Genomic DNA, 21,574 nt, shown 5'->3' on the forward strand with positions numbered 1-21,574 from the left:
GTCATGGCCTGTTACCTGGTCGGGGATATCCAGGGCTGCCTGGATGAGCTGAAACAGCTGCTGGATGATGTTGGTTTTGACCCCGCACAAGATGAGCTATGGCTCACCGGCGATCTGGTGGCGCGGGGTCCAAAGTCACTGGAAACCCTGCGCTACGTGCGCGATCTGGGCCCGGCCGCAACTGTGGTTCTGGGTAATCATGATCTCCACCTGCTGACGGTAAGCTCAGGCCTTGCCCGGGAGCATGATAAAGATCGTTTGCAGCCACTCCTTGCGGCTCCGGACAGAGATGAGCTGCTGCGCTGGCTGCGCTTTCAGCCTCTTCTGGCTGAGCACTCTGAATACCCCTTAGTGATGACCCATGCCGGGATCCCCCCGGCCTGGGATCTGACAACGGCCCGCCAATGTGCCCGGCAGATTGAGGCCGAGCTTCAATCCGTGGATTACTTTCATCTTCTTAAGGGGATGTATGGCAATCAACCAGATCAGTGGGATGACAATCTAAGTGGTATCGAGCGCCTTCGCTATAGCATCAATGCCCTGACCCGGATGCGCTTTTGCTACCCGGATGGGCGGCTGGAGTTTCACCATAAGCTGATGCCCTCAGGCAATCACCCTGAGCTGGTCCCCTGGTTTGAACTCCCTGCGGCTTACCTTGAGGATAAAGAGCTCATCTTTGGCCACTGGGCGGCGCTGGAGGGCCACTGTGGACGCAGTGACTATCACGCCCTGGATACCGGCTGCGTATGGGGAAACACCCTGACCATGCTGCGCTGGGAAGATAAACAGCGATTTAGTACGGCCTGTCCAACATACGCACAGTAATTCTCTTTATCTATCCTGCGGATGGCGATTTGCAGCTACGCTGCATGTGCCGATGCTGACCGGCGGCAGGCAAGAAGGGGCGCTCGTCCGCCCCCTCTTGCATCTCCCGGGACGCCCCGAATCTCGCTGAACCCTCGTCTCACCAAAGGATTAAGGTGCCGCTTAGACGCAACATCCCTGTCGCGGCTAAACTCTCATCACATCCATGTGATTCGACCTTAATCCTCTACGGCTCACCTCGGCGCTCGCTGACGGGGGTTGAACCTCCTCTCTCCGATTCAATTACCGAGAGGATCTCAATTGATCCTTTATCTTTTCGAGCCAGAGATGGCGAGCCACGAAGCTCGATGTCGGGAACATCGTATGCGTAGTGAGTTTTTGCCTACTTTTGACGATACAAAAGTAGGGCGTCGTCGGGCGCCCCCGACACCTGTGCCGCAGGCACAAAATAACTGACCGCTGGTCAAGCTGAGCTGACTTTATATCCTCTGGATAGCAAAAAGGCCGCTGCTGCGGCCTTTCTCATCTTCAAGAACTCAGGCTTGTTTAGGGGATCATCACCCCGGCAACAACCGCTGACAGCAGGCTTACCAGGGTCGCGCCATAAATCAGCTTGAGGCCAAAGCGGGCAACTAGCTCACCACGGTCTTCATTCAGAGCCTTCACCGCTCCACCGACAATGCCGATAGAGCTAAAGTTTGCGAAAGAGACCAGGAATACGGAGATCACCCCGATGGTGTGATGACTCAGGCCCTGGGCCTTATCCAGGCTCATCATGGCGACAAACTCATTGGTGACCATCTTGGTTGCCATGATGCTGCCCGCCTGAGCCGCCTCAGACCAAGGGATATTCAGCATATAGGCCACGGGGGAGAAGAGATAGCCCAGCAGCTGCTGGAAGCTAATCCCGAAGATCATATCGAAGATGCTGTTGATCGCTGAGATAAGCGCAATGAAGCCGATCAGCATGGCAGCCACAATCACCGCGACCTTGAAACCATCCATGATATATTCACCTAACATCTCAAAGAAGGTCTGCTTTTTCTTCTCTTTCATTACAATCAGATCTTCGCCCTCTTTGAGGCGATAAGGATTGATGACAGAAACGATAATAAAGGTGCTAAACATGTTAAGTAATAGCGCTGTCACTACATATTTAGGCTCAATCAACTGCATATAGGCACCCACAATTGACAGTGAAACCGTTGATAGTGCAGTTGCCGCCAGGGTATACATCCGCTTGTCGCTAATATGTGGCAGCATATCTTTAATTGAGATAAATACTTCAGACTGACCAATAGTTAATGAACTCACCGCATGGAATGATTCCAGCTTTCCTAATCCATTAACTTTACTCAGAACCAATCCGATATATTTAATAATAAACTGAAGGATTTTGAAGTGGCGAAGAATACCGATAAGAACAGAGATAAATACAATCGGTAGCAATACATTCAGGAAGAATACAAATTGTCCCTTCGCCGCAAGACCACCGAAAACAAAGGAGACACCATCGTTTGCATAGCTCATTAGTTTAACGAAAAATTCATTGACCGAGCCAATAAGAACCTGCCCTCCGCTGGTTTGCATCAGTACAAACCCAAGCACTAACTCGATCACCAGCATAATCGCAATCGGCTTATATTTTATAAGCTTGCGATCAGAACTCCATGCATAGGCTAATGCTAAGACGATCACAATACCGACTACGAAGAGTAGATATCTCTTTAATTCCAACATATTGTCGCACCTTTGTTTCAATTAATCTGCCATCTTTAAAGATGGCTTATCTATTTTTATATTTATCAGCACCATGAATTAGTCGTCATGACCTTCAAGTTGGGGGCTAATTATAATTCGATCCATCTTACACAAGTTCAAAAAATGATACCAAGAGCAATAGCTCGAAATGAGATCCCTGTCCTAATTGGATGTTTTTCCGGCAATACAAGATCGTTTAATTATGTGACGGGGATATCATTTTTTTTGCTTGCTAAAACTTTAAATTGAAGTTGCTCCATCCCAGTTTCAAAATCGATCTCTAAAGTGATTCATTCGCAGCTACTCATCAGGTCGAACTATGGCTTCTATCCGTGGAACACAAACAGAAAAAAATCTGCTAAAAGCTTTTATTGGCGAGTGTCAGGCTCGTAATCGCTACACCTTTTATGCCAGTGCGGCTAAGAAAGAGGGACTGGTGCAGATCGCCGATATTTTTGAGGAGACAGCCAATCAGGAAAAGGAGCACGCAAAGCGGTTTCTGAAATTTTTCGAGGGCGAGCCGGTAGAGATCACCGACACCTTCAGTAGCGCCTCGATTGGTACAACCCTGGAAAACCTTAAAGATGCGGCTAAGGGTGAAGAGCATGAGTGGAGTGAGCTCTACCCCGAGTTTGCCGCCGTTGCCCGGGAGGAGGGATTTAAAGAGATAGCCTTTGCCTTTGAAGCGATCAGCATTGCCGAAAAGCAACACAATAAACGCTATCTTGAGCTTGCCGATAACCTTGAAGCCGGACGGGTTTTTCGCCGTGATGAGACCATGAGCTGGCGCTGCCTCAACTGCGGCTACCTGCACCAGGCCAAGGCTGCTCCCGGGACCTGCCCGGCCTGCCTGCACCCTCAGGGATATTTTGAGCTGCTTGCAGAGAACTGGTAACGGGTAAAGAGCGCCTTCAGAGATAAATGAAGGTGCTCTCAGGCTCAAAAGCTAGCGTTTGTGGTAGCAGACAAAACTATAGGGGTGGGGGTTTTTCGAGTCGGCCGGATGCGCCTCCCGGTTCACCTCCTCCCAATCACCAGAGTCAAACTCGGGGAAGCAGGTATCACCTTCAACCGAGCAATCAACCTCTGTGATATAAAGCCGATCCGCCAGGGGAAGAAAGCGTTGATAGAGAGCATTACCCCCGATGATCATCAGCTCCTCTTGCCCGGAAAAATGCTCCAGCACGGCTTCGAAGGAGTGAAGCACTGTCACCCCTTGGGGGCGTAGTCCTTCTGGCGAGTGACCACCACGTTATGGCGATTCGGCAATGGCTTACCGATCGACTCATAGGTCCTTCGGCCCATGACTATGGTCTTTCCCGTAGTCAGCTTCTTGAAATGCCCCAGATCTGCGGGCAGGTGCCAGGGGATCTGATTATCACGACCGATAATTCGCTCCCGACTCATAGCGACAATCAAAGAAATACTCATATAACTCCTAAACAATCGGTTTATCCCGATACAGTAACAGGGAGGGCAGAGTGAGCCCGTAGCTCAGGGCTGCCAGAATAAAAAAAGCCTTCAGACTGTTCTGGATGGCAACATGAAACAGCTCCTGGGTAAAACCATCGGTATTCAGGGCCACCAGGGAGATCATCGCCTTAAAGGCAAAAACCCCGGGCACCATGGGAATAATCGAGGGCACAGTAAACACCGGGCGAGGCGCCAGAAACTTGCGCGACCAGTGCACTCCCAAAAAGCCGATCATGACCGCTGCAATAAAGGTCCCCATCTCAATGCTGAGCCCAAAATGCATCAAAAGGGTTCTCAGGGAGTGTCCCAGAGCACCACCTATCGCACAGTAGTGCAGGGCCCTGGGCGGTACATTAAATAGCATCCCAAAACCTATCGCCGGAATGGCGGCAAAAAAGGCATCCTGGAGCAGGGTCCACAATAGGTGGCTCATTTTAACCACCCCAGACACTGGTAGTAACCATGGCCAGCACGATGCCGATAGAGATGTTCAACACGATCAGGGTCGCCATACACAGACGTCCCCAGCCCATGTTGAAATAACCTTTAACCATGTCATCCACCCCACTGACCAAGGGGAAACCAGGAACCAGCAGTAGCACGCTGGACGCCATCACCAGATAGGGATGCTCGCCCCAGGCAAAGCGGGAAGCCAGGCTGGCTATCAGAGTGGTCACATAGGCAGTCCCACCAAATACGATCAGGGGATTGAAGTGGCGCTTGGTCAGCTCCTGGCGAACCAGCATCCCGAGCGTTGCCGAAATAAAGGTCCAGCCAAATACCGGCCAGTCCCCGCCAAACAGCTGGCTAAAGGCAGCACAGGAAAGACCAATCATCAGGGCCAGGGCCCAGCGATTATGAAAGTAGGGTTTGAGGGAGTAGAGACGTTGTCGCACCTCGGCCAAAGAGAGAACTCCCTTTTCGGCCATGATGCAGATCCGCTGGATCTCACACACCATGTGCATATTGATCCCAAGCTCTGAAACACGGCGGGTAGTGGTATGACTCTGTCCCTGATGGAGGGTGGTCAGCACCAGGGCACTGGAGGAGATCGCCATCTCAACCTTTTCTATTCCCAGTGCAGCCCCTAATCGGCAAGTGGTCTGCTCAATGATGCGACTCTCGGCACCATACCAGGCCAGCAGTTGCCCGGCCTTAATGATGATCTGGGTTATCTCTATCTGTTCAGCCTGACTAATCGCCTGAGTCGTTGGCAAAGTTTTCATGCCCTATTCAGTCCCTTGATAATGCGTGACTAAGCAAGCGACAAACAAAGCGGCCCGAATGATTTAGCATCTGCATCCGGCAACCAAAGGAAGCCAAATATCTCGGGCGACTCAGGGGTACCTGAACTTGCGCTGCTTTAGGTGAGTGAACATAAGGACTCAATCTACCATAAAGCAGCGAGCGGATCAGCGAGTGTAGATCACCTCAACACCCTCATCGTCATCCTCATCCCAGTCATCATCATCAAGGTCATCTTCACCCTGAACAAACTGTTCAAGCTGCTCCTGATGATAGTGCTCCCACTTAAACTCAACCGCCTGCTCCTGCTCCAGCTCGGCTGCACGCTGCTGAGGCTGGCTCTCCAGGAAGATGGCGATATCCCGGCACATCTCATAGGTACCCTGACTGCTGATAGCAGAGATGCTGTAGACAGGCCCCTCCCACTCCAGGGCGGCTTTGACGCTCTCGATAACCGTCTGGGCTTCCTCTTCACTGATGAGATCCAGCTTGTTGAACACCAGCCAGCGTGGTTTCTCAGCAAGCTTGGGACTGTATTTTTTGAGCTCTTCCAGGATTATTTTGGCGTTCTCCACCGGACAGCTCTGATCAAAGGGCAGCACATCCACCAGATGGATCAGCATCCGGCAGCGTTCCAGGTGCTTGAGAAAACGGATCCCGAGCCCGGCACCATCAGAGGCCCCCTCGATAAGACCCGGAATGTCAGCCACCACGAAGCTCTGCTCGCTCTTAAGGCGCACCACCCCCAGATTTGGAACCAGGGTGGTAAAGGGATAATCAGCAACGCGCGGCTTAGCAGAAGAGACCGAGCGAATGAAGGTTGACTTACCCGCATTGGGCAGTCCCAGCATCCCAACATCAGCCAGCAGAAGTAGCTCCAGCTTGAGATTACGGATATCTCCGGGAGTCCCGTTAGTTTTCTGTCTCGGAGCCCGGTTGACCGAACTCTTGAAACGGGTATTACCCAGGCCGTGAAAGCCTCCCTGGGCTACTCGCAGACGATAGCCGTGGCTCATCAGCTCACCGATGCGCTCTCCGGTATCTTCGTCGGTAACCCGGGTACCAACCGGCACCTTAAGGATCCGATCCTCTCCACGGTGACCGGTACAGTTACCACTGCGCCCATTCTCACCACGCTCGGCACGGTGGTAACGCTCAAAGTGGAAGTCGACCAGAGTATTGAGCCCCTCATCAGCGACCAGGTAAACATCACCGCCATCACCGCCGTCGCCACCATCCGGGCCACCTTTGGGGACATATTTCTCACGTCGAAAACTCAAACAACCGTTGCCGCCGTCACCCGCTTCGACTCGGATCTGCACTTCATCCACAAATTTCATTGCTTGTGACTCCTGCTGTGCTCTTGCTGTCAACTGATCTTAGGAAAGCGATCAGCCTAACAATCCGCCTTACTTAGATAAAACACGATAAAAAAAACCCCGTCCAGAGACGGGGTTCTTTTAACTCGGTAAAAAATCGAAATTAAGAAGCAACGATGCTTACATACTTACGATTCTTAGGACCTTTCACCTCAAACTTCACCTGACCTTCGGTCAGAGCGAACAGAGTGTGGTCTTTACCACAACCAACGTTGTCACCTGCATGGAACTTAGTGCCACGCTGACGAACGATGATGTTACCAGCCAGAACGGATTCGCCACCGTAACGCTTAACACCTAGGCGTTTGCTTTCGGAATCGCGACCGTTTCGAGTAGAACCACCAGCCTTCTTGTGAGCCATGGTTTCGGTCTCCTATAAAAATTAAGCGTTGATACCAGTGATCTTCACTTCAGTGAACCACTGACGATGACCCATCTGCTTACGAGAGTGCTTACGACGGCGGAACTTAACGATCTTGACCTTTTTGTCACGACCCTGGTTTACCACCTCTGCAGTCACTTTGCCCCCGTTCACATAAGGAACGCCGATCTCAACTTTCTCGCCATCGGCGATCATCAGAACTTTATCGAACTCAACAGCAGAGCCAGTTTCAACCTCTAACTTCTCAAGGCGAACTACCTGACCCTCTGCGACACGATGCTGTTTTCCACCACTTTGGATTACCGCGTACATGCCTTAACTCCGCTATTTGACGCTAATCTTGGCTTAGCCAGAGTGCGTCTCAAAAACTTATCACAATGGGCGCGAATTCTACGCAACTTGAGGCCGACAGGCAAGTCTCTTTTCAGGAAAAGTTTAATTTTTACACTTTCCCTCGTTCTGAGCGCCCGGATCCTCATCTTCTTCTGTCACACAAAGGTAATTGGTGTAGAATCTCGGTGTAAAAAAATGCGGCCTTATGTAAAACAGCCGTCCACTTCTCAGAGTGCGATGACAGTATACAGATTAATCTATGGATCTTAACGCAATTACACGGCTTAGTGCCGACGATATGGCTGGAGTCAATCAAACTATCTTGGAGCGCCTGAGCTCAGAGGTAGCGCTCATCAATCAGCTGGGTTACTACATTATTAATAGTGGCGGTAAACGGATCCGTCCTCTACTCACCGTACTGGCAGCCCGTAGCCTGAATTGTCAGAAGAATCACCATACTCAGCTGGCCGCCATTATAGAGTTCATTCACACCGCCACTTTGCTTCACGATGATGTGGTGGATGAATCCTCGATGCGCCGGGGCAAAGAGACGGCAAATGCACTATTTGGTAACGCTGCCAGCGTGCTGGTCGGAGATTTTCTCTATAGCCGGGCCTTTGAGATGATGACAGAGATCGGCAACATGGAGGTGATGCGCATCCTCTCTTCGGCAACCAATGTGATCGCCGAAGGGGAAGTGATGCAGCTGATGAACTGCAATGATCCCGATCTCGATGAAGCCAGCTATATGGAGGTGATCTACTGCAAGACAGCCCGCCTGTTTGAGGCCGCCTGTGAATTGGCCGCTGTCATCGAAGATCACCCGGCGCAGTTGCGCGACGCCCTGCGTGACTATGGGAGATATCTCGGAACCGCCTTTCAGATCATTGATGATGTGATGGACTACACCTCAGACCCCAAGGATATGGGAAAAAATGTCGGTGACGACCTAGCCGAAGGTAAGGTCACCCTGCCCCTCATCTATGCCATGGCACAGACAGACGCAGCAACCCGCCAGCTGATCCGCAGCGCCATAGAGAAGGGTAACGGCATGGAGCACCTTGCTACCATTAGCCAGACCCTGGAGCAGACCGGCGCACTGGAGCAAGCAAAGCTGAAAGCACAGAGCGAAGCTCAAAAGGCTGTCGCGGCTTTAGAGCCTTTACCAGCCTCAGAATATAAAGATGCATTGATCGCCCTTGCAGAGCTCTCTGTGGCGCGTTCAAGCTAATACAGATAGCGTTATTATCTATAACGCTTATCCAAAAAATGCCGGGGGTGCCGATGCATATGGATATGCGAATGCAGGGGTAACCAGGGATGGTGTTATCTGTCGACGGCACGTGACTTTTGTATCGTCAAAAGTCACCAAAACCTCACTGCGCGCTGCGTATTTATCATCCCTGATAAATCTCACCAGCTCGACATCCTATCTCGCGTTACGCTGCTCTGGGAGCAACTTCACCCCTCCGCAGAGCTCCGTAGTTCGCCATCCATGGCTCAACACTCGAAATGTAATTACAGTATTTCCGCTATACAACAGTATTAATGCTCGGAGCCTGTTGGCAATCCATGCTAGGACAGATACAAAAAGAGCCGCTCAATGCGGCTCTTTTTATTTGAGGCTTCAAAAACCTGAGTTACTCGTCAAAGGGGTTAACGGCAACTATGGTTTCTTTGCGATCCGGACCGGTAGAGATGATATCGATTGGCACCTCAGTCAGCTCGGCAAGGCGGCGGATATAGGCCTTGGCATTTTCAGGCAGCGCCTCATAGTTTTGCAGACCAAAGGTCGACTCGCTCCAGCCCGGCATCTCTTCCCAGATCGGAGTGATGTTCTCGTAGTCTTCGGCGGCCATCGGTGAGACATCTAGGACACTGCCATCAGGCAGCTTATAGCCCACGCAGATCTTCAGGGTCTCAAGACCATCCAGCACATCCAGCTTAGTCAGGCAGAATCCTGAAATGGAGTTGATCTGAACCGCGCGCTTCATGGAGACGGCATCAAACCAGCCACAGCGGCGGGCGCGACCCGTGGTGGCACCAAACTCATGGCCTTTGGCCGCGAGGTGCTCACCCACTGAGTCAAACAGCTCGGTTGGGAAGGGACCAGCACCCACACGGGTGGTGTAAGCCTTGGTGATCCCCAGCACATAACCCACATGGCGAGGGCCGAAGCCGCTGCCGGTCGCAACACCACCAGCCGTAGTATTAGAAGAGGTGACGTAAGGATAGGTGCCGTGGTCGATATCCAGCATGGTGCCCTGAGCACCTTCAAAGATCACCTTGTCACCATTACGACGCGCCTTGTCCAGCAGGTCGGTCACATCAACTATCATGGAGGTCAGGGTCTCGGCGTAGCCCTTAGCCTGCTCCAGTACCTCTTCATAACTCACAGCCTCGGCGCCGTAGAAGCCGGTCAGCTGGAAGTTGTGATACTCCATCACCTTCTTGAGCTTTTCAGCAAACAGCTCCATGTTACGCAGATCGCCAACCCTCAGGCCACGACGCGCAACTTTATCTTCGTAGGCAGGGCCAATTCCGCGCCCGGTGGTACCGATCGCTTTCTTACCCAATGCCTTTTCACGGGCCTGATCCAGAGCCACGTGATAAGGGAGGATCAGAGGACAAGCCTCACTGATCAGAAGACGCTCTTTAACCGGGAGGCCGCGATCTTCGAGTTGCTTGCTTTCACGCAGCAGCGCATCCGGTGCCAGCACCACGCCATTGCCGATGATGCACTTACAGTTATCACGTAAAATGCCTGATGGAATGAGGTGAAGAACAGTTTTCTCACCATTGATGACTAGCGTGTGTCCGGCGTTATGGCCACCCTGGTAACGCACAACGTACTGAGCTCTATCCGTGAGCAGGTCAACGATTTTACCTTTTCCCTCGTCACCCCATTGGGTGCCCAGAATTACGACGTTCTGTCCCATAATTTCTTTCTGCTTGGTGGTTAAAAAGTGATTCTATCAAAACTCGGCGCCAAAAAGAAAAAATGCTGTCATAGCGCAGATGATTCGATCGAACCGGTTAAAAAACCATAAAAAAGGGCCTGTTACCAGGCCCTTTGTTCAATATCAGCTTAGGTTACTTCTTAGATCCTTTTGAATCATTGAAGTACTTGAAGAAGCTATCATCGGGTGACAACACCATCATGTTATCGCCGCTGCTAAAGCTGTGCTGGTAGGCCTGCAGACTTCTTAAGAAACTAAAGAACTCAGGATCCTGCTTATAGGCATTGGCATAGATCTTCGCAGCCTGGGCATCCCCTTCACCCTTGATCTGGCTCGCCTTACGATTGGCATCGGCAATCATGACGGTGACCTTACGATCTATGGTTGCACGGATGATTTCAGCCTGCTCCTGACCTTCAGAGCGGTGCTCCTTGGCTACCGCATTACGCTCGGCACGCATCCGCTGGTAGATGGAGTTACTGACCTCGGTCGGCAGGTTGATCTGCTTGATCCGAACATCAATCACCTTGATCCCAAGCTCGGAAGAGCGAGCGGTACGCTTGAGGGCATCCTCCATCAGCTCACCACGCTGACCCGAAACGATCTCCTTGATGGTACGACTACCAATCTCAGAGCGCAGGCCGTTGTTGATCTTGCGCTTGAGCAGGGATTCTGCACGGGCGCGATCGCCATTGGTTGCCAGGTAATACTTGGCAAAATCACTGATCCGCCACTTCACATAGGAGTCGATGATCAGATCTTTTTTCTCTGAGGTCACGAAGCGGTCCGCGTTGCCGTCCAGGGTCTGAACCCGGGCATCCAGCTTGATCACGCTCTCAACCACAGGGATCTTAAAGTGCAACCCCGGCTCAAAGACCACCGCCTTGCCTGCCGAATCCCGCTCAATCTTGCTAAAGCGAGTCAGGATCCCGCGCTGTCCTTCCCGAACCACAAACATCGAGGAATAGACAAGAACCAGCACGATGACAATGATGATTCCAATAAATTTTTTCATCAGTTACCTCTCCCTGACTGGTAGCGAACACCGGAGCGCACCGTGTTGGAGCGGCTGGTACTACGGATCGGCTGTTGAGATGCCTGTGTATCACTGGCCGACACATCACTCATCGCGTTTTCAGAAAGCGGCTTTTTCACCGAGCTACTCATTTTATCCAAAGGCAGGTAGATCACATTGTTACTGCCCTGCTTCGGCAGATCGACCATTACCTTGTTGGTATTTTGCAGAACCGATTGCATCGCATCCAGATAGAGACGCTCACGAGTAATCTTAGGAGCTTCCTTATACTCAGGCAGCAGCTCATCGAAGCGAGCTACGGCACCCTTGGCCTGGAGCACTGTACTATCTTTGTATGCCTCGGCTTGCTGGAGTACCCGCTGCACCTGACCACGCGCCTTAGGCTCAACACCCTTGGCATAGGCTTCGGCCTCACGGATATAACGCTGCTCATCTTCCTGGGCGGCGATGGCATCATCGAAGGCATCCTTCACCTCTTCGGGTGGACGTGCCGGCAGGAAGTTGACGTCAACAATCTCAAGGCCCATGTGATAAGGCTTGATGATCTGCTCCAGAAGGGTTCTGGTTTCCTGACGAACCACTTCACGCCCTGTGGTCAGGATGTCATCCATCGAGGTATGACCGACCACATAGCGCAGTGCACTATCGGTTGCTTGCTGCAAACTGTTATCCGGGTTGGTCACACTGAACAGGTATTGCTCAGGGTTCTCGACGCGATACTGGACGTCCATCTCGACCCGAACCACGTTCTCATCCTTGGTCAGCATGAAACCGCTGGCCTGGAGTGAACGAACGGAGCGAACATCGACCGGAATAACCCGATCAACAAAAGTCATCTTCCAGTGCAGACCTGGCTGAACCACCTCGGTGACCTTACCAAAACGCAACAGGACACCGCGTTGTGCTTCCTTGATGGTATAGAAACCACTCACCAGCCAGATAGCTACTATGATGACGATGATGCCTCCCCACAGGGGAGCCAGACCGCCGTTACGCCCGCCTTTGCGCTTGGATAGCCCTCCAAACTTGCCAAAGAAATTGCGGATCATCTCATCAATATCCGGGGGCCCCTGCTCATCGCGATCTTTCTTGTCCCAGGGATCCCGATCCTTGTTGTTGTTGTTTCCAGGCTCATTCCAGGCCATCACACACTCCATTCATAGACGTCGAGAAGTTTAGTTCCTACTTTATCAGGCTATTTGGGCACGATAAAGCGTTGTAAATGCTCACCTTCCAGCTTTAAGAGCCGCATCCAGTCTGTTCGCGCCAAACGAATATCCAGCAAGCTGTTTCCCTCATCATCAAATCGCTCGGATTCGATACAGTTATATTGATAGAGGAGCCCGCGTAATCGGGCCGCCGCAGGCGGAATCGACAGGGATTCATTGACCATGGTCTCCGCCAGCCGCTCGCTCAGAGCCTGCAGCAGGAGATCGCACCCCTCTCCCGTTTTGGCCGATAACCAAACCCGGGATGCATGGCCCTGTTCATCGCGCTCGATTCTCGGCAGGAAACCATCCAGGCAATCGATCTTGTTGTAGACCAGCAGCGCGGGGATCTCATCGGCGCCCAGGATATCCAGCACCGCGGTGACCTCATCCATGTTCTCCTGCATGTTGTCATCGGCACAATCGATGACATGCAGCAGCAGATCCGCCTCCCGGGTCTCCAGCAAGGTCGCACGGAACGCCGCTACCAGCTCGTGGGGCAGATGGCGGATGAAACCTACCGTATCTGCCATCACCACTTCCCCAACATCCTTGACCTCGATGCGCCGCAAGGTCGGATCCAGAGTCGCGAACAGCTGATCGGCTGCGTAGACATCGGATTGGGTGAGACGGTTAAACAGAGTCGACTTACCAGCATTGGTATAGCCCACCATAGAAGCGGTCGGAACCTCGTTACGCTGCCGGGAGCGCCGCCCCTGGGCCCTTCGCTTCTCAACCTTCTCCAGACGCTTAAGGATATAACGGATCCGCTCACGAATAAGACGCCGGTCGGTCTCAAGCTGGGTCTCTCCAGGCCCGCGCAGGCCGATTCCCCCCTTCTGTCTCTCAAGGTGAGTCCAGCCGCGAACCAGCCGCGAGGCAATATGCCGGAGCTGGGCCAGCTCCACCTGCAGCTTACCCTCATGGGTGCGGGCCCGCTGAGCAAAGATATCCAGAATCAGGCCGGTTCTATCCAGAACCCGGCACTGCAGGAGCTGCTCTAAGTTGCGCTCCTGAGCCGGAGTCAGGGCATGGTTGACGATCACCAGGTTGGCCCCCTGGGCCCGAACCTCTTGCGCGATCTCCTCGGCTTTACCGGAACCTACAAAATATTTGGGTTGAACACTCTTGCGACTGCTGGTCACTACAGCCAGAGTTTCGACACCCGCAGAGTCAGCCAGCAGCTTAAGCTCATCCAGATCTTCGCTTTCGCTCTCATCGGCAAAATAAACATGGACCAGGATCGCCTGCTCACCAACCTCATAACGGTCAAACAAGCCAATAACTCCTCAGAAAAACACAGAAAAGCCGGGCGGAATCAAGGCTGATCCACCCGGTACAGGCAGGAACGATTAAAGCTCGGAAGAGCCCTCGTCCTGTGATGGATAGTTGCTGTTACTACTGCTATTGCCGTGATTCCCAGCGGAAGATTGCTGCTGTTGATGATGGTGCACGGCACGAGCAGGTACAACGGTAGAGATCGCGTGCTTGTAAACCATCTGACTCACCGTGTTTTTGAGCAGGATCACGAACTGGTCAAAAGATTCAATCTGTCCCTGCAGCTTGATGCCATTAACCAGATAGATCGAAACAGGAATGCGCTCGCGCCTTAGTGCATTCAAAAATGGGTCTTGTAATGATTGCCCCTTAGCCATCTATCGTTTCCTTATAATTTGTAGTTGTAAAAAAAATAAAAAAATAACACTACTGCCTGACTATTATATATTGACAGGATTATTTCTCACCTACAACCGAGCAAATTTGCTCAATATTTGTAAGATCGCCGCTGCGCAGCCAGAAAACATCCTGCCACCCTCTGAGCCAGGTGATCTGGCGCTTGGCCAGTTGGCGGGTCGCGATGATCCCTCGCTCTATCATCTCATCATAGCTAAGCTTACCGGCAAGATAGTCCCACATCTGCCGGTAACCCACACAGCGGATCGAGGGGAGATCCACATGGAGATCGCCGCGCTGATACAAGGCTCGCACCTCCTGCTCAAAGCCCGCCTCAAGCATCAGCTGAAAACGTTTAGCAATCAACTGATGAAGCTCACTACGCTCCTCTGGGGCGATCGCAAACTGAAAGACCTTATAAGGCAAAGGCTCTCCCTTGACCTGGGTGAGCTCTGTCATGCTGCTACCACTGATCCTATATACCTCAAGGGCCCGGGAGAGCCGCTGGGGATCATTGGGGTGAATTCTTGCTGCCGACTCAGGATCCACCTTTGCAAGCAGCTGATGCATCTTCTCCCAGCCCAGCTCGGCAGCCTCTTTCTCTATCTGCTCGCGGATCTCGGGCACCGAAGAAGGCAGCGGTGATAATCCCTCCAGTAACGCCTTGAAGTAGAGCATGGTACCGCCCACCAGCAGCGGGATCCGCCCCCTGGCGGTTATTTCAGCCATCTCTCTTAAGGCATCTTCACGAAACTGCGCAGCCGAATAGCTCTCACAGGGATCTAAAAGGTCCAGCAAGCGATGAGGCGCCCGGGCAAGCTCCTCGGCATCTGGCTTGGCGCTGCCGATATCCATCCCTTTGTAGATAAGCGCCGAATCGACGCTGATGATGTCACAGGGAAGATGCTGACATAGCTCAATCGCCAGGGCTGTTTTTCCAGAAGCGGTCGGCCCCATCAAAAAAATCGCCGGTGGTAAGGGATCACTCACCCTCAAACTCCTCAATAAAAGATTGCATAGATACAGGTTTAGCCAGGCTCGGATCCTGATGCCAATCAGGATAGGAAGCCTCAAGCTCGGTTAAAAGACTCCCGGCCTGCTGTAGATTATAGCCAGAAGCCCCCAGAGGTGAGTGGCCTGAGATCCACTGACAAAGAACCCTCGTTTGGCTTGCACTCAGTTCACCCGGGAAGCTTTCCAGTTGCTGTAAAAGGGCCGGAAAGATATCCGCCACACTGGTATGGCGCAGCGCCGCTGGCATTTTTCGCAGCATCGCCTGGCCATTTTTTTTAAGGACGAGATCAACACCAAGCCGTCCCAGCAGCGCCTGATGACGCTCGACTGCCTCCAGCATGCTCTCTTCGAGAGTAAGGGTGACAGGAATAAGCAGAGGCTGGGCCACCAGGCCCTGCCCAAGCAGGCTCTCAATCTGCCTCGCTAACAGTAGCTGTTCAACCCGCGGCATCGCGACCAGCAGTAATCTATCCTGATAACCAAGTAGCAGGTAGCGTGGGTTCACCATGGTCAATGGCAGCCAGTGACTCTCATCAGCGGAGTGCACCAAAGCTTCCTGCTCCGAAGACTCGGGGGAAGCTGAGGGATGCTCCGGGATCAGGGGTCGCATCAACTGCTGGTAAGGCTCCCAACTTTTTGGTGATGCGCCTGAGTGTTGCTGATAGTTATGTCGTGAGGCAGAGCCGCCCATTGCGGCAGGAGCACTGTTAAAGCTGCGTGCCGGTGAACTCAGGGAAGGACTCTGGGCACTCGCGGCATCATCACCGCAAGCCATCACGGGCTGTGCCTCACAGAGTGCAAGCTCTGGGTCCTGTCCCTGCATCAGGGCGTCTCGCAGCACCTGGCACACAAAATCGTGAACCAGCCGCGCCTGATGAAACCGCACCTCATGCTTGGTCGGATGCACATTCACATCCAGCTGATCCGCCGGGAGCTCAAGATAGAGCACATAGGCCGGATGAAGCCCTCCACTCAGCCACTGCTCATGGGCCTGACGAATCGCGTGATTAATAAGCTTGTCCCGGATCATTCGCCCGTTCACATAGCAATATTGAAGATCATTGCGCTCACGCAGTGCAGAGGCAGGGGCCAGCCAGCCCCACAGCTTCACATCCAGGTGCTGACTCTCGACAGCCAATGCCTGCTCTGCAAACTCGCGTCCACAGATCTCTTTTAATCGCTGCAGTTGCAGGGCTTCATCGGTTACGGCCCGGTACCGGCGCACAGGGCGCCCGTTATGCAGCAAGGTGAACTCAGTATCAAAACGGCTCAGGGCGATCCGTCGCAGCAACTCATCAATATGGCTAAATTCGGTCTTCTCGGTGCGCATAAATTTGCGACGGGCCGGAGTATTAAAAAAGAGATCCTTGACCTCAACACTGGTGCCGACCGGATGCGCCGCCGGGCGCAGCTGAACCTCCATATCCCGTCCCTCTGCCAGGGCTTGCCAGGCTTGCTCCTGCTCCGATGGACGAGAGGTCAGGGTCAGGCGCGATACCGAGCTGATGGAGGCCAGCGCCTCGCCGCGAAATCCAAGGCTCAAAATCGCCTCGAGATCATCCAGGGTTGCAATCTTACTGGTAGCATGGCGCGACAGGGCCAGGGCCAGCTCATCTTTTGGGATCCCTGAACCACTGTCTGTGATTCGAATCAGCTTAGCCCCACCCTGTTCAATCTCGAGGCGAATTCGCCGGGCCCCCGAATCCAGACTATTTTCGACCAGCTCCTTGACCACGGAAGCGGGACGTTCGACCACCTCACCGGCGGCAATCTGGTTCGCCAATCTTGGGGAAAGAATACGAATGCTCATTCTCAGGATCTCGGTATATATAAAACCTGCCCGATCCGCAGGTTATTACTCTTGAGGTTATTGCGTTTACGAATAGAGCTCATGCTGGTTCCATTGCGTTTTGCCAGAACCGACAGACTATCTCCGCGCTGGACCACGTATTTTTTCACACCATAGCGCAAAGCAAACATGGAGCCCTTGGGGGCATGCTGCAGATAGTAATCTTTGATCCCGCGAAACAGGGCCTCGGCGACTCTCTGCCGGTAGCCATCGTTAAACAGCAGTTTATTGTCGTGAGGATTAGAGATAAAGCCGGTCTCCACCAATAGTGATGGGATATCCGGCGATTTCAGCACCGCAAGGCTCGCATGCTGGGGATCATCTTTGTGCATATAAGCGACCCGCTTGAGCTCCCTGACCACATCCAGACTCACCGCATAGCCGACGGCACGGGAGCGATCCATGGAAAGATCCAGGAAAGTCCGGGTCAGATAGGGGTTGGGGTCGGTCTTGGCTATCACCTTGCCGACCCCACCCAACAACTCGGACTGCTTCTCCTGATCCTCCAGCCAGCGACCCATCTCACGATTGGCCCGGCGCAGGGAGAGCACCCAGACCGAAGCCCCCCTGGGCTGAGAGCTGGCAAAGCTGTCGGCGTGAATCGAGATCAGCAGATTTGCCCCGCTCTTACGGGCGATTTCACTACGCTGAGTCAGGCCAACATAATAATCACCGGTGCGGGTTAGGATCGCCTTCATCCCATACTGCTGATTAATAAGCTTCTGCAGGCGCTTAGCGATCGCCAGAGTCACGGTTTTCTCATAGCGACCATGAGCTCCGATTGAGCCAGGATCTTCTCCTCCGTGGCCCGGATCTATGGCTATCACCAATGGAAAAGGCTTAACGGCCTTAGGTTGTGACACCTGAGGCTTGCTATGGGTCACCTTTGCCACCTGTTTTCCCTGGGGAACAGGCAGGTCGATCACCAAACGATCGCCGTAGGGTTTCACCGGCTGCAGAGGGAACAACACAGGCTTGACCGGCTGTTTAAGCTCAAAGACCAGTCGGTAGCTGCCCTTCTTAGCTGGCGTACTGCCACGGATCTTCTGCAGCAGGCTCTTTTTATACTCAAGCTTGCTGAGGTTAACCCCCATTTTCGTGTTGCTGAGGTCCACCACCAGGCGATTGGGCTTGGTCAGGGTAAAATAGCTGTAATCAGGCTTATCCCTGAGATCCAGGACCACCCGAACCTTGTCCGGGGCTGACCAGACCCGAACACTATTAACCCGGTTTGCTGCAACAGATGAAAAGGCCAGCATCGCCAGCCATAGCCCTAAAAGGGGCCATCCATATTTTTTAATGCTCACTGCTTCCTACTGCCCGAACGATCGCTTTGCCGACTTCTGTATGTCCCTGAATCCTTACCACCCGCTGCTCTCCCTGGTAGGCCAGCCACAGCTCCAGATCAGGCTCGGGTAACATCCCCTTGCCCTTTTCCGGCCATTCGATAAGGCACAGGCTGTTATCCGCAAAATAGTCACGGATCCCCATATATTCCAGCTCTTCGGGATCACAAAGGCGATAAAGATCAAAATGACTGACGCTCCACTCCCCCAATTGATAGGGCTCAACCAGAGCATAGGTCGGACTCTTTACCCGTCCGGTATGGCCCATCCCCTGCACAAAACCCCGGCTCAGGGTCGTCTTACCGGCCCCCAGCTCCCCATGTAAAAAAATCACGACGGACTGCTGGCATGCCTTGGCCAGTTGACCTCCCAAACTTACGGTGGCCTGTTCATTCTCAAGTTGTAATCTAATTTCTGTCATCAACGGCTAATCTCAGGATTCATCAATGTTCTGATCCAGGGCAGGAGATCCGAGGCTAACATCCCCCGCTCCCCCCGGTGGCGGCCCGATCACCGGCTTCGCCATGAATTGCGGCTCCGAGGCGTGTCGCATGAGTGCAGCTTAGGCCCTGAGCCAATAATCCGCCAATGATACCAGATAACAGATCGCCCATCCCACCACTTGCCATCCCGGGATTTCCTTCGTGACAAAGATAGACGGATTGGCCATCGCAAATAAGGGTCCCACTGCCCTTTAGCAGTACCACTCCCCCATAGCGCTCCTGAAGTTTCTGCACCGCGGCAAAGCGGTCCGCTTCCACCTCCTCCACCGAGCAATTGAGCAGCCGGGCAGCCTCGGCCGGGTGGGGAGTCAATATATGACTCTCCCCCTCCAGGGCTGCTGGCCCCTGCCGGGCCAAAAGATTCAGTCCATCGGCATCAATAACCCGAGGCTTGTCCTGAGCAAGGGCCAGGTCGAGCATCTCCTGACTCCACCGCTGCTGCCCTAACCCGGGTCCAATCACCAGAGCGCTGGCCCAGCTCCAATAAGGCGCCGGATCATCGCAACATACCATCAGCTCTGGGTGCACCGAAGTCATGGGCAGGTAGTTTTCTGAAGCACAGCACACCCGGACCAGCCCGGCTCCGGAGCGAAGTGCCGCACCTCCGGCAAGTTGCATCGCTCCGGGCATCCCCAGGGCACTGCCTATCAGCATCAGCCGCCCAAAAGCTCCCTTGTTGGCATAGCGGGAACGAGGCTTGAGCCAGCAGGATAAGCTCTGGTAATCATCACGCATAGCGGCGGGCTGGTAGTGCGCATCAAGACCTGAGGCGATCCCAAGACCTGCAAAATAAAGTTTTCCCACATAGTCTGCACTTTGTCCGGTCAGCATTCCCCGCTTTATTCCGACAAAGGTAATGGTGGCCTGAGCTTTCACGGCGCAGCCTAGTATGCTCCCACTGTCTGAATCCAGCCCCGAGGGGATATCCAAGGAGAGCACGGGTTGCGGCGCCTGATTGATTCGTGCGATGAGATCAGAGAACTCGGGACGCACCTCACCACTGAGCCCGGTGCCGAGCAGGGCATCGATCAATAACTCCGGCGCCTGCCAGTTGACCTCAGCGGGAGTATGAATACTTCCTCCGGCCTCAAGCCAGAGATCGCGGGCCTGCGCCGCATCGCCGGTCAGCCGCTTGGAATCTTTAAGCTGAGCTAGCTCTACCTGATAGCCCGCTCTTCGAGCCAGCCGGGCCAGAACATAGCCATCCCCTCCGTTATTACCGACACCGCAGATAATTAACAGACGCCGGGCTTCCGGCCACTGGACTTTGAGGCAATCAAAAGCCGCTTCACCGGCCCGCTCCATCAGGGTATACATGGAGATCCCATGGGCTTTGGCCAGCTCAGGCTCAGCTTTGCGGATCTGCTGCGCACGCCACAGGGTCTGTGGTAGAGTGTGCGCTATTTGGGTGAGCGTCTCGGCCATGTCTAATACTCCATCTCAGTCACAACTCCATAATCTTGCCCAAGATATCAAGCAATGGGGGGCTGAGCTAGGGTTTGATAGCATCGGGATTTGTGGGGTGGATCTCAGAGCCCACGAGCCTTTGCTGCAATCCTGGCTGGATGCGGGATTTCATGGACAGATGGAGTATATGGCACGTCACGGCCTGATGCGGGCCCGCCCGGGTGAACTTCTGCCCGGAACGCTACGGGTCATCAGTGCTCGCATCAACTATATGCCCGAAGATGCCCGCTGCGCCACGACTCTGGAAGATCCAACCCTTGGCTATATCAGCCGCTATGCGCTGGGAAGAGATTATCACAAGGTTGTCCGCAAAAAGCTTAAGCTGTTGGCGGAACGCCTGCAGCAAGCTCTGCCAGAGCTAAAGCTCAACTACCGCCCCTTTGTGGACTCGGCGCCAATTTTAGAGCGACCTCTGGCCGAGCAGGCAGGGCTCGGCTGGATAGGCAAGCACACCCTGCTGCTAAATCAGCAGCAGGGGTCACTGTTTTTTATCGGCGAGCTGCTAATCGACCTTCCCCTGCCCATGGATGCGCCGGCAAACCCGGAGTGTGGTAAATGCACCGCCTGTATCAAGGCCTGCCCCACCGGAGCTATTGTCGCGCCCTACCAGCTGGATGCCAGGCGCTGCATCTCCTACCTGACCATAGAGCATGCAGGTCCAATTCCCCCGGAGCTACGCTCTGCTATCGGTAACCGGATTTACGGCTGCGACGATTGCCAGTTGATCTGTCCCTGGAATCGTTATGCACCTGTGACCCAAGAAAGCGATTTTTCGCCACGCCAGCAACTGCTCCAACCGGAACTGTTAGAGCTTTTTTCCTGGAGTGAGAGCGAGTTTCTCAAGGTGACTGAGGGCTCGCCGATTCGGCGCATCGGCTTTGAACGCTGGCAGCGAAACCTGGCAGTGGCCCTTGGCAATGCCCCCTACCAGCCGCGAATTATCGAGGCACTCGAACAACGGCAGGCGGTCTCTTCAGAGCTGGTCAAAGAGCATGTCGATTGGGCGTTAGAGCAGCAAAAACTTAAAAAAGATCAGGAGCAAGTCGAAAACCGCCAGAAGGCGCGGCTTATCCGGTGGATCAAAAAAGCGCTCCCGTTCCATGCCTGAACATTAACCGG

The 21,574-nt window shown here is 53.5% G+C and carries 20 protein-coding genes and 1 pseudogene; 4 read left to right on the top strand and 17 right to left on the bottom strand.

Annotated features, from left to right (window positions below):
• Positions 1–3 precede the first annotated feature (3 nt).
• Positions 4–825 (top strand): symmetrical bis(5'-nucleosyl)-tetraphosphatase, encoded by an 822-nt coding sequence (locus DB847_RS19525; protein ID WP_108652198.1) that lies wholly within the window; start codon positions 4–6, stop codon positions 823–825.
• 546 nt (positions 826–1,371) lie between these two features.
• Here the strand turns inward: DB847_RS19525 and DB847_RS19530 are convergent.
• Positions 1,372–2,565, bottom strand: coding sequence for a NupC/NupG family nucleoside CNT transporter (locus tag DB847_RS19530; protein WP_108652199.1), 1,194 nt, complete (start codon positions 2,563–2,565; stop codon positions 1,372–1,374).
• Positions 2,566–2,905: 340 nt separating this feature from the next.
• Here DB847_RS19530 and rbr point away from each other — a divergent pair, with 340 nt between their 5' ends.
• Complete coding sequence (gene rbr, locus DB847_RS19535; RefSeq protein WP_108652200.1) at positions 2,906–3,481, top strand: rubrerythrin; 576 nt, start codon at positions 2,906–2,908, stop codon at positions 3,479–3,481.
• Between the two features lie 51 nt (positions 3,482–3,532).
• Here rbr and folA read toward each other — a convergent pair.
• The 6 genes and pseudogenes from folA to rplU form a co-directional block, all read right to left on the bottom strand.
• Positions 3,533–4,017 (bottom strand): annotated as a pseudogene (gene folA, locus DB847_RS19540) (type 3 dihydrofolate reductase).
• Between the two features lie 7 nt (positions 4,018–4,024).
• Complete coding sequence (locus DB847_RS19545; RefSeq protein WP_108652201.1) at positions 4,025–4,492, bottom strand: threonine/serine exporter family protein; 468 nt, start codon at positions 4,490–4,492, stop codon at positions 4,025–4,027.
• A gap of 1 nt (position 4,493) precedes the next feature.
• On the bottom strand, positions 4,494–5,285 hold the full coding sequence (locus tag DB847_RS19550) for a threonine/serine exporter family protein (protein ID WP_108652202.1): 792 nt from the start codon (positions 5,283–5,285) through the stop codon (positions 4,494–4,496).
• Positions 5,286–5,471: 186 nt separating this feature from the next.
• Complete coding sequence (gene cgtA, locus DB847_RS19555; RefSeq protein WP_108652203.1) at positions 5,472–6,644, bottom strand: Obg family GTPase CgtA; 1,173 nt, start codon at positions 6,642–6,644, stop codon at positions 5,472–5,474.
• Between the two features lie 142 nt (positions 6,645–6,786).
• Entirely contained in the window at positions 6,787–7,044 is a 258-nt protein-coding gene (gene rpmA, locus DB847_RS19560) for a 50S ribosomal protein L27 (RefSeq protein WP_108652204.1), read from the bottom strand.
• A 21-nt stretch (positions 7,045–7,065) separates the two neighbouring features.
• Positions 7,066–7,377 carry a 50S ribosomal protein L21 gene (gene rplU / locus DB847_RS19565; RefSeq protein ID WP_108652205.1) on the bottom strand — a complete coding sequence of 104 codons (312 nt, stop codon included), beginning with the start codon at positions 7,375–7,377 and terminating at the stop codon, positions 7,066–7,068.
• Between the two features lie 280 nt (positions 7,378–7,657).
• Here rplU and ispB point away from each other — a divergent pair, with 280 nt between their 5' ends.
• Positions 7,658–8,629: an octaprenyl diphosphate synthase gene (ispB, locus tag DB847_RS19570; RefSeq protein ID WP_108652206.1), complete on the top strand. Its 972-nt coding sequence runs from the start codon at positions 7,658–7,660 to the stop codon at positions 8,627–8,629.
• A 409-nt stretch (positions 8,630–9,038) separates the two neighbouring features.
• Here ispB and DB847_RS19575 read toward each other — a convergent pair whose 3' ends face one another.
• From DB847_RS19575 to DB847_RS19620, 10 genes are all read right to left on the bottom strand, one after another.
• The gene (locus DB847_RS19575; protein WP_108652207.1) at positions 9,039–10,337 is read right to left on the bottom strand and encodes an adenylosuccinate synthase; all 1,299 of its coding nucleotides are present in this window, start codon (positions 10,335–10,337) and stop codon (positions 9,039–9,041) included.
• Positions 10,338–10,491: 154 nt separating this feature from the next.
• Entirely contained in the window at positions 10,492–11,373 is an 882-nt protein-coding gene (hflC, locus tag DB847_RS19580; protein WP_108652208.1) for a protease modulator HflC, read from the bottom strand.
• Positions 11,373–12,539, bottom strand: coding sequence for an FtsH protease activity modulator HflK (gene hflK, locus DB847_RS19585; RefSeq protein WP_108652209.1), 1,167 nt, complete (start codon positions 12,537–12,539; stop codon positions 11,373–11,375). Before hflK ends, hflC begins: the two co-directional genes overlap by 1 nt.
• Before the next feature lie 50 nt (positions 12,540–12,589).
• The gene (gene hflX, locus DB847_RS19590; protein WP_108652210.1) at positions 12,590–13,879 is read right to left on the bottom strand and encodes a ribosome rescue GTPase HflX; all 1,290 of its coding nucleotides are present in this window, start codon (positions 13,877–13,879) and stop codon (positions 12,590–12,592) included.
• A 75-nt stretch (positions 13,880–13,954) separates the two neighbouring features.
• Complete coding sequence (gene hfq / locus DB847_RS19595) at positions 13,955–14,257, bottom strand: RNA chaperone Hfq (protein ID WP_108652211.1); 303 nt, start codon at positions 14,255–14,257, stop codon at positions 13,955–13,957.
• Between the two features lie 79 nt (positions 14,258–14,336).
• Positions 14,337–15,233, bottom strand: coding sequence for a tRNA (adenosine(37)-N6)-dimethylallyltransferase MiaA (gene miaA / locus DB847_RS19600; RefSeq protein WP_407644467.1), 897 nt, complete (start codon positions 15,231–15,233; stop codon positions 14,337–14,339).
• A 25-nt stretch (positions 15,234–15,258) separates the two neighbouring features.
• The gene (gene mutL, locus DB847_RS19605) at positions 15,259–17,100 is read right to left on the bottom strand and encodes a DNA mismatch repair endonuclease MutL (RefSeq protein WP_108652213.1); all 1,842 of its coding nucleotides are present in this window, start codon (positions 17,098–17,100) and stop codon (positions 15,259–15,261) included.
• Between the two features lie 2 nt (positions 17,101–17,102).
• Positions 17,103–18,398 (bottom strand): N-acetylmuramoyl-L-alanine amidase, encoded by a 1,296-nt coding sequence (locus DB847_RS19610; protein ID WP_108652214.1) that lies wholly within the window; start codon positions 18,396–18,398, stop codon positions 17,103–17,105.
• Positions 18,399–18,435: 37 nt separating this feature from the next.
• On the bottom strand, positions 18,436–18,909 hold the full coding sequence (gene tsaE / locus DB847_RS19615; protein WP_199911636.1) for a tRNA (adenosine(37)-N6)-threonylcarbamoyltransferase complex ATPase subunit type 1 TsaE: 474 nt from the start codon (positions 18,907–18,909) through the stop codon (positions 18,436–18,438).
• A gap of 52 nt (positions 18,910–18,961) precedes the next feature.
• Positions 18,962–20,413, bottom strand: a complete 1,452-nt coding sequence (locus DB847_RS19620; RefSeq protein ID WP_234418443.1) for an NAD(P)H-hydrate dehydratase — start codon at positions 20,411–20,413, stop codon at positions 18,962–18,964.
• On the opposite strand from DB847_RS19620, the gene queG reads away from it, so the two are divergent.
• Positions 20,412–21,563, top strand: a complete 1,152-nt coding sequence (gene queG / locus DB847_RS19625) for a tRNA epoxyqueuosine(34) reductase QueG (RefSeq protein ID WP_108652216.1) — start codon at positions 20,412–20,414, stop codon at positions 21,561–21,563. The two genes, DB847_RS19620 and queG, sit on opposite strands and share 2 nt — an antisense overlap.
• The last annotated feature ends 11 nt before the right edge of the window (positions 21,564–21,574 follow it).

This window comes from Dongshaea marina, from assembly GCF_003072645.1.
GTDB classification, from domain to species: Bacteria; Pseudomonadota; Gammaproteobacteria; order Enterobacterales; family Aeromonadaceae; genus Dongshaea; species Dongshaea marina.

Coding starts and splice junctions, on each gene's coding strand:
- DB847_RS19525 (WP_108652198.1), top strand. CDS start 4: ATGGCCTGTTACCTGGTCGGGGATATCCAGGGCTGCCTGGATGAGCTG.
- DB847_RS19530 (WP_108652199.1), bottom strand. CDS start 2,565: ATGTTGGAATTAAAGAGATATCTACTCTTCGTAGTCGGTATTGTGATC.
- rbr (WP_108652200.1), top strand. CDS start 2,906: ATGGCTTCTATCCGTGGAACACAAACAGAAAAAAATCTGCTAAAAGCT.
- DB847_RS19545 (WP_108652201.1), bottom strand. CDS start 4,492: ATGAGCCACCTATTGTGGACCCTGCTCCAGGATGCCTTTTTTGCCGCC.
- DB847_RS19550 (WP_108652202.1), bottom strand. CDS start 5,285: ATGAAAACTTTGCCAACGACTCAGGCGATTAGTCAGGCTGAACAGATA.
- cgtA (WP_108652203.1), bottom strand. CDS start 6,644: ATGAAATTTGTGGATGAAGTGCAGATCCGAGTCGAAGCGGGTGACGGC.
- rpmA (WP_108652204.1), bottom strand. CDS start 7,044: ATGGCTCACAAGAAGGCTGGTGGTTCTACTCGAAACGGTCGCGATTCC.
- rplU (WP_108652205.1), bottom strand. CDS start 7,377: ATGTACGCGGTAATCCAAAGTGGTGGAAAACAGCATCGTGTCGCAGAG.
- ispB (WP_108652206.1), top strand. CDS start 7,658: ATGGATCTTAACGCAATTACACGGCTTAGTGCCGACGATATGGCTGGA.
- DB847_RS19575 (WP_108652207.1), bottom strand. CDS start 10,337: ATGGGACAGAACGTCGTAATTCTGGGCACCCAATGGGGTGACGAGGGA.
- hflC (WP_108652208.1), bottom strand. CDS start 11,373: ATGAAAAAATTTATTGGAATCATCATTGTCATCGTGCTGGTTCTTGTC.
- hflK (WP_108652209.1), bottom strand. CDS start 12,539: ATGGCCTGGAATGAGCCTGGAAACAACAACAACAAGGATCGGGATCCC.
- hfq (WP_108652211.1), bottom strand. CDS start 14,257: ATGGCTAAGGGGCAATCATTACAAGACCCATTTTTGAATGCACTAAGG.
- miaA (WP_407644467.1), bottom strand. CDS start 15,233: ATGGGGCCGACCGCTTCTGGAAAAACAGCCCTGGCGATTGAGCTATGT.
- mutL (WP_108652213.1), bottom strand. CDS start 17,100: ATGAGCATTCGTATTCTTTCCCCAAGATTGGCGAACCAGATTGCCGCC.
- DB847_RS19610 (WP_108652214.1), bottom strand. CDS start 18,398: ATGCTGGCCTTTTCATCTGTTGCAGCAAACCGGGTTAATAGTGTTCGG.
- queG (WP_108652216.1), top strand. CDS start 20,412: ATGTCTAATACTCCATCTCAGTCACAACTCCATAATCTTGCCCAAGAT.
- DB847_RS19620 (WP_234418443.1), bottom strand. CDS start 20,413: ATGGCCGAGACGCTCACCCAAATAGCGCACACTCTACCACAGACCCTG.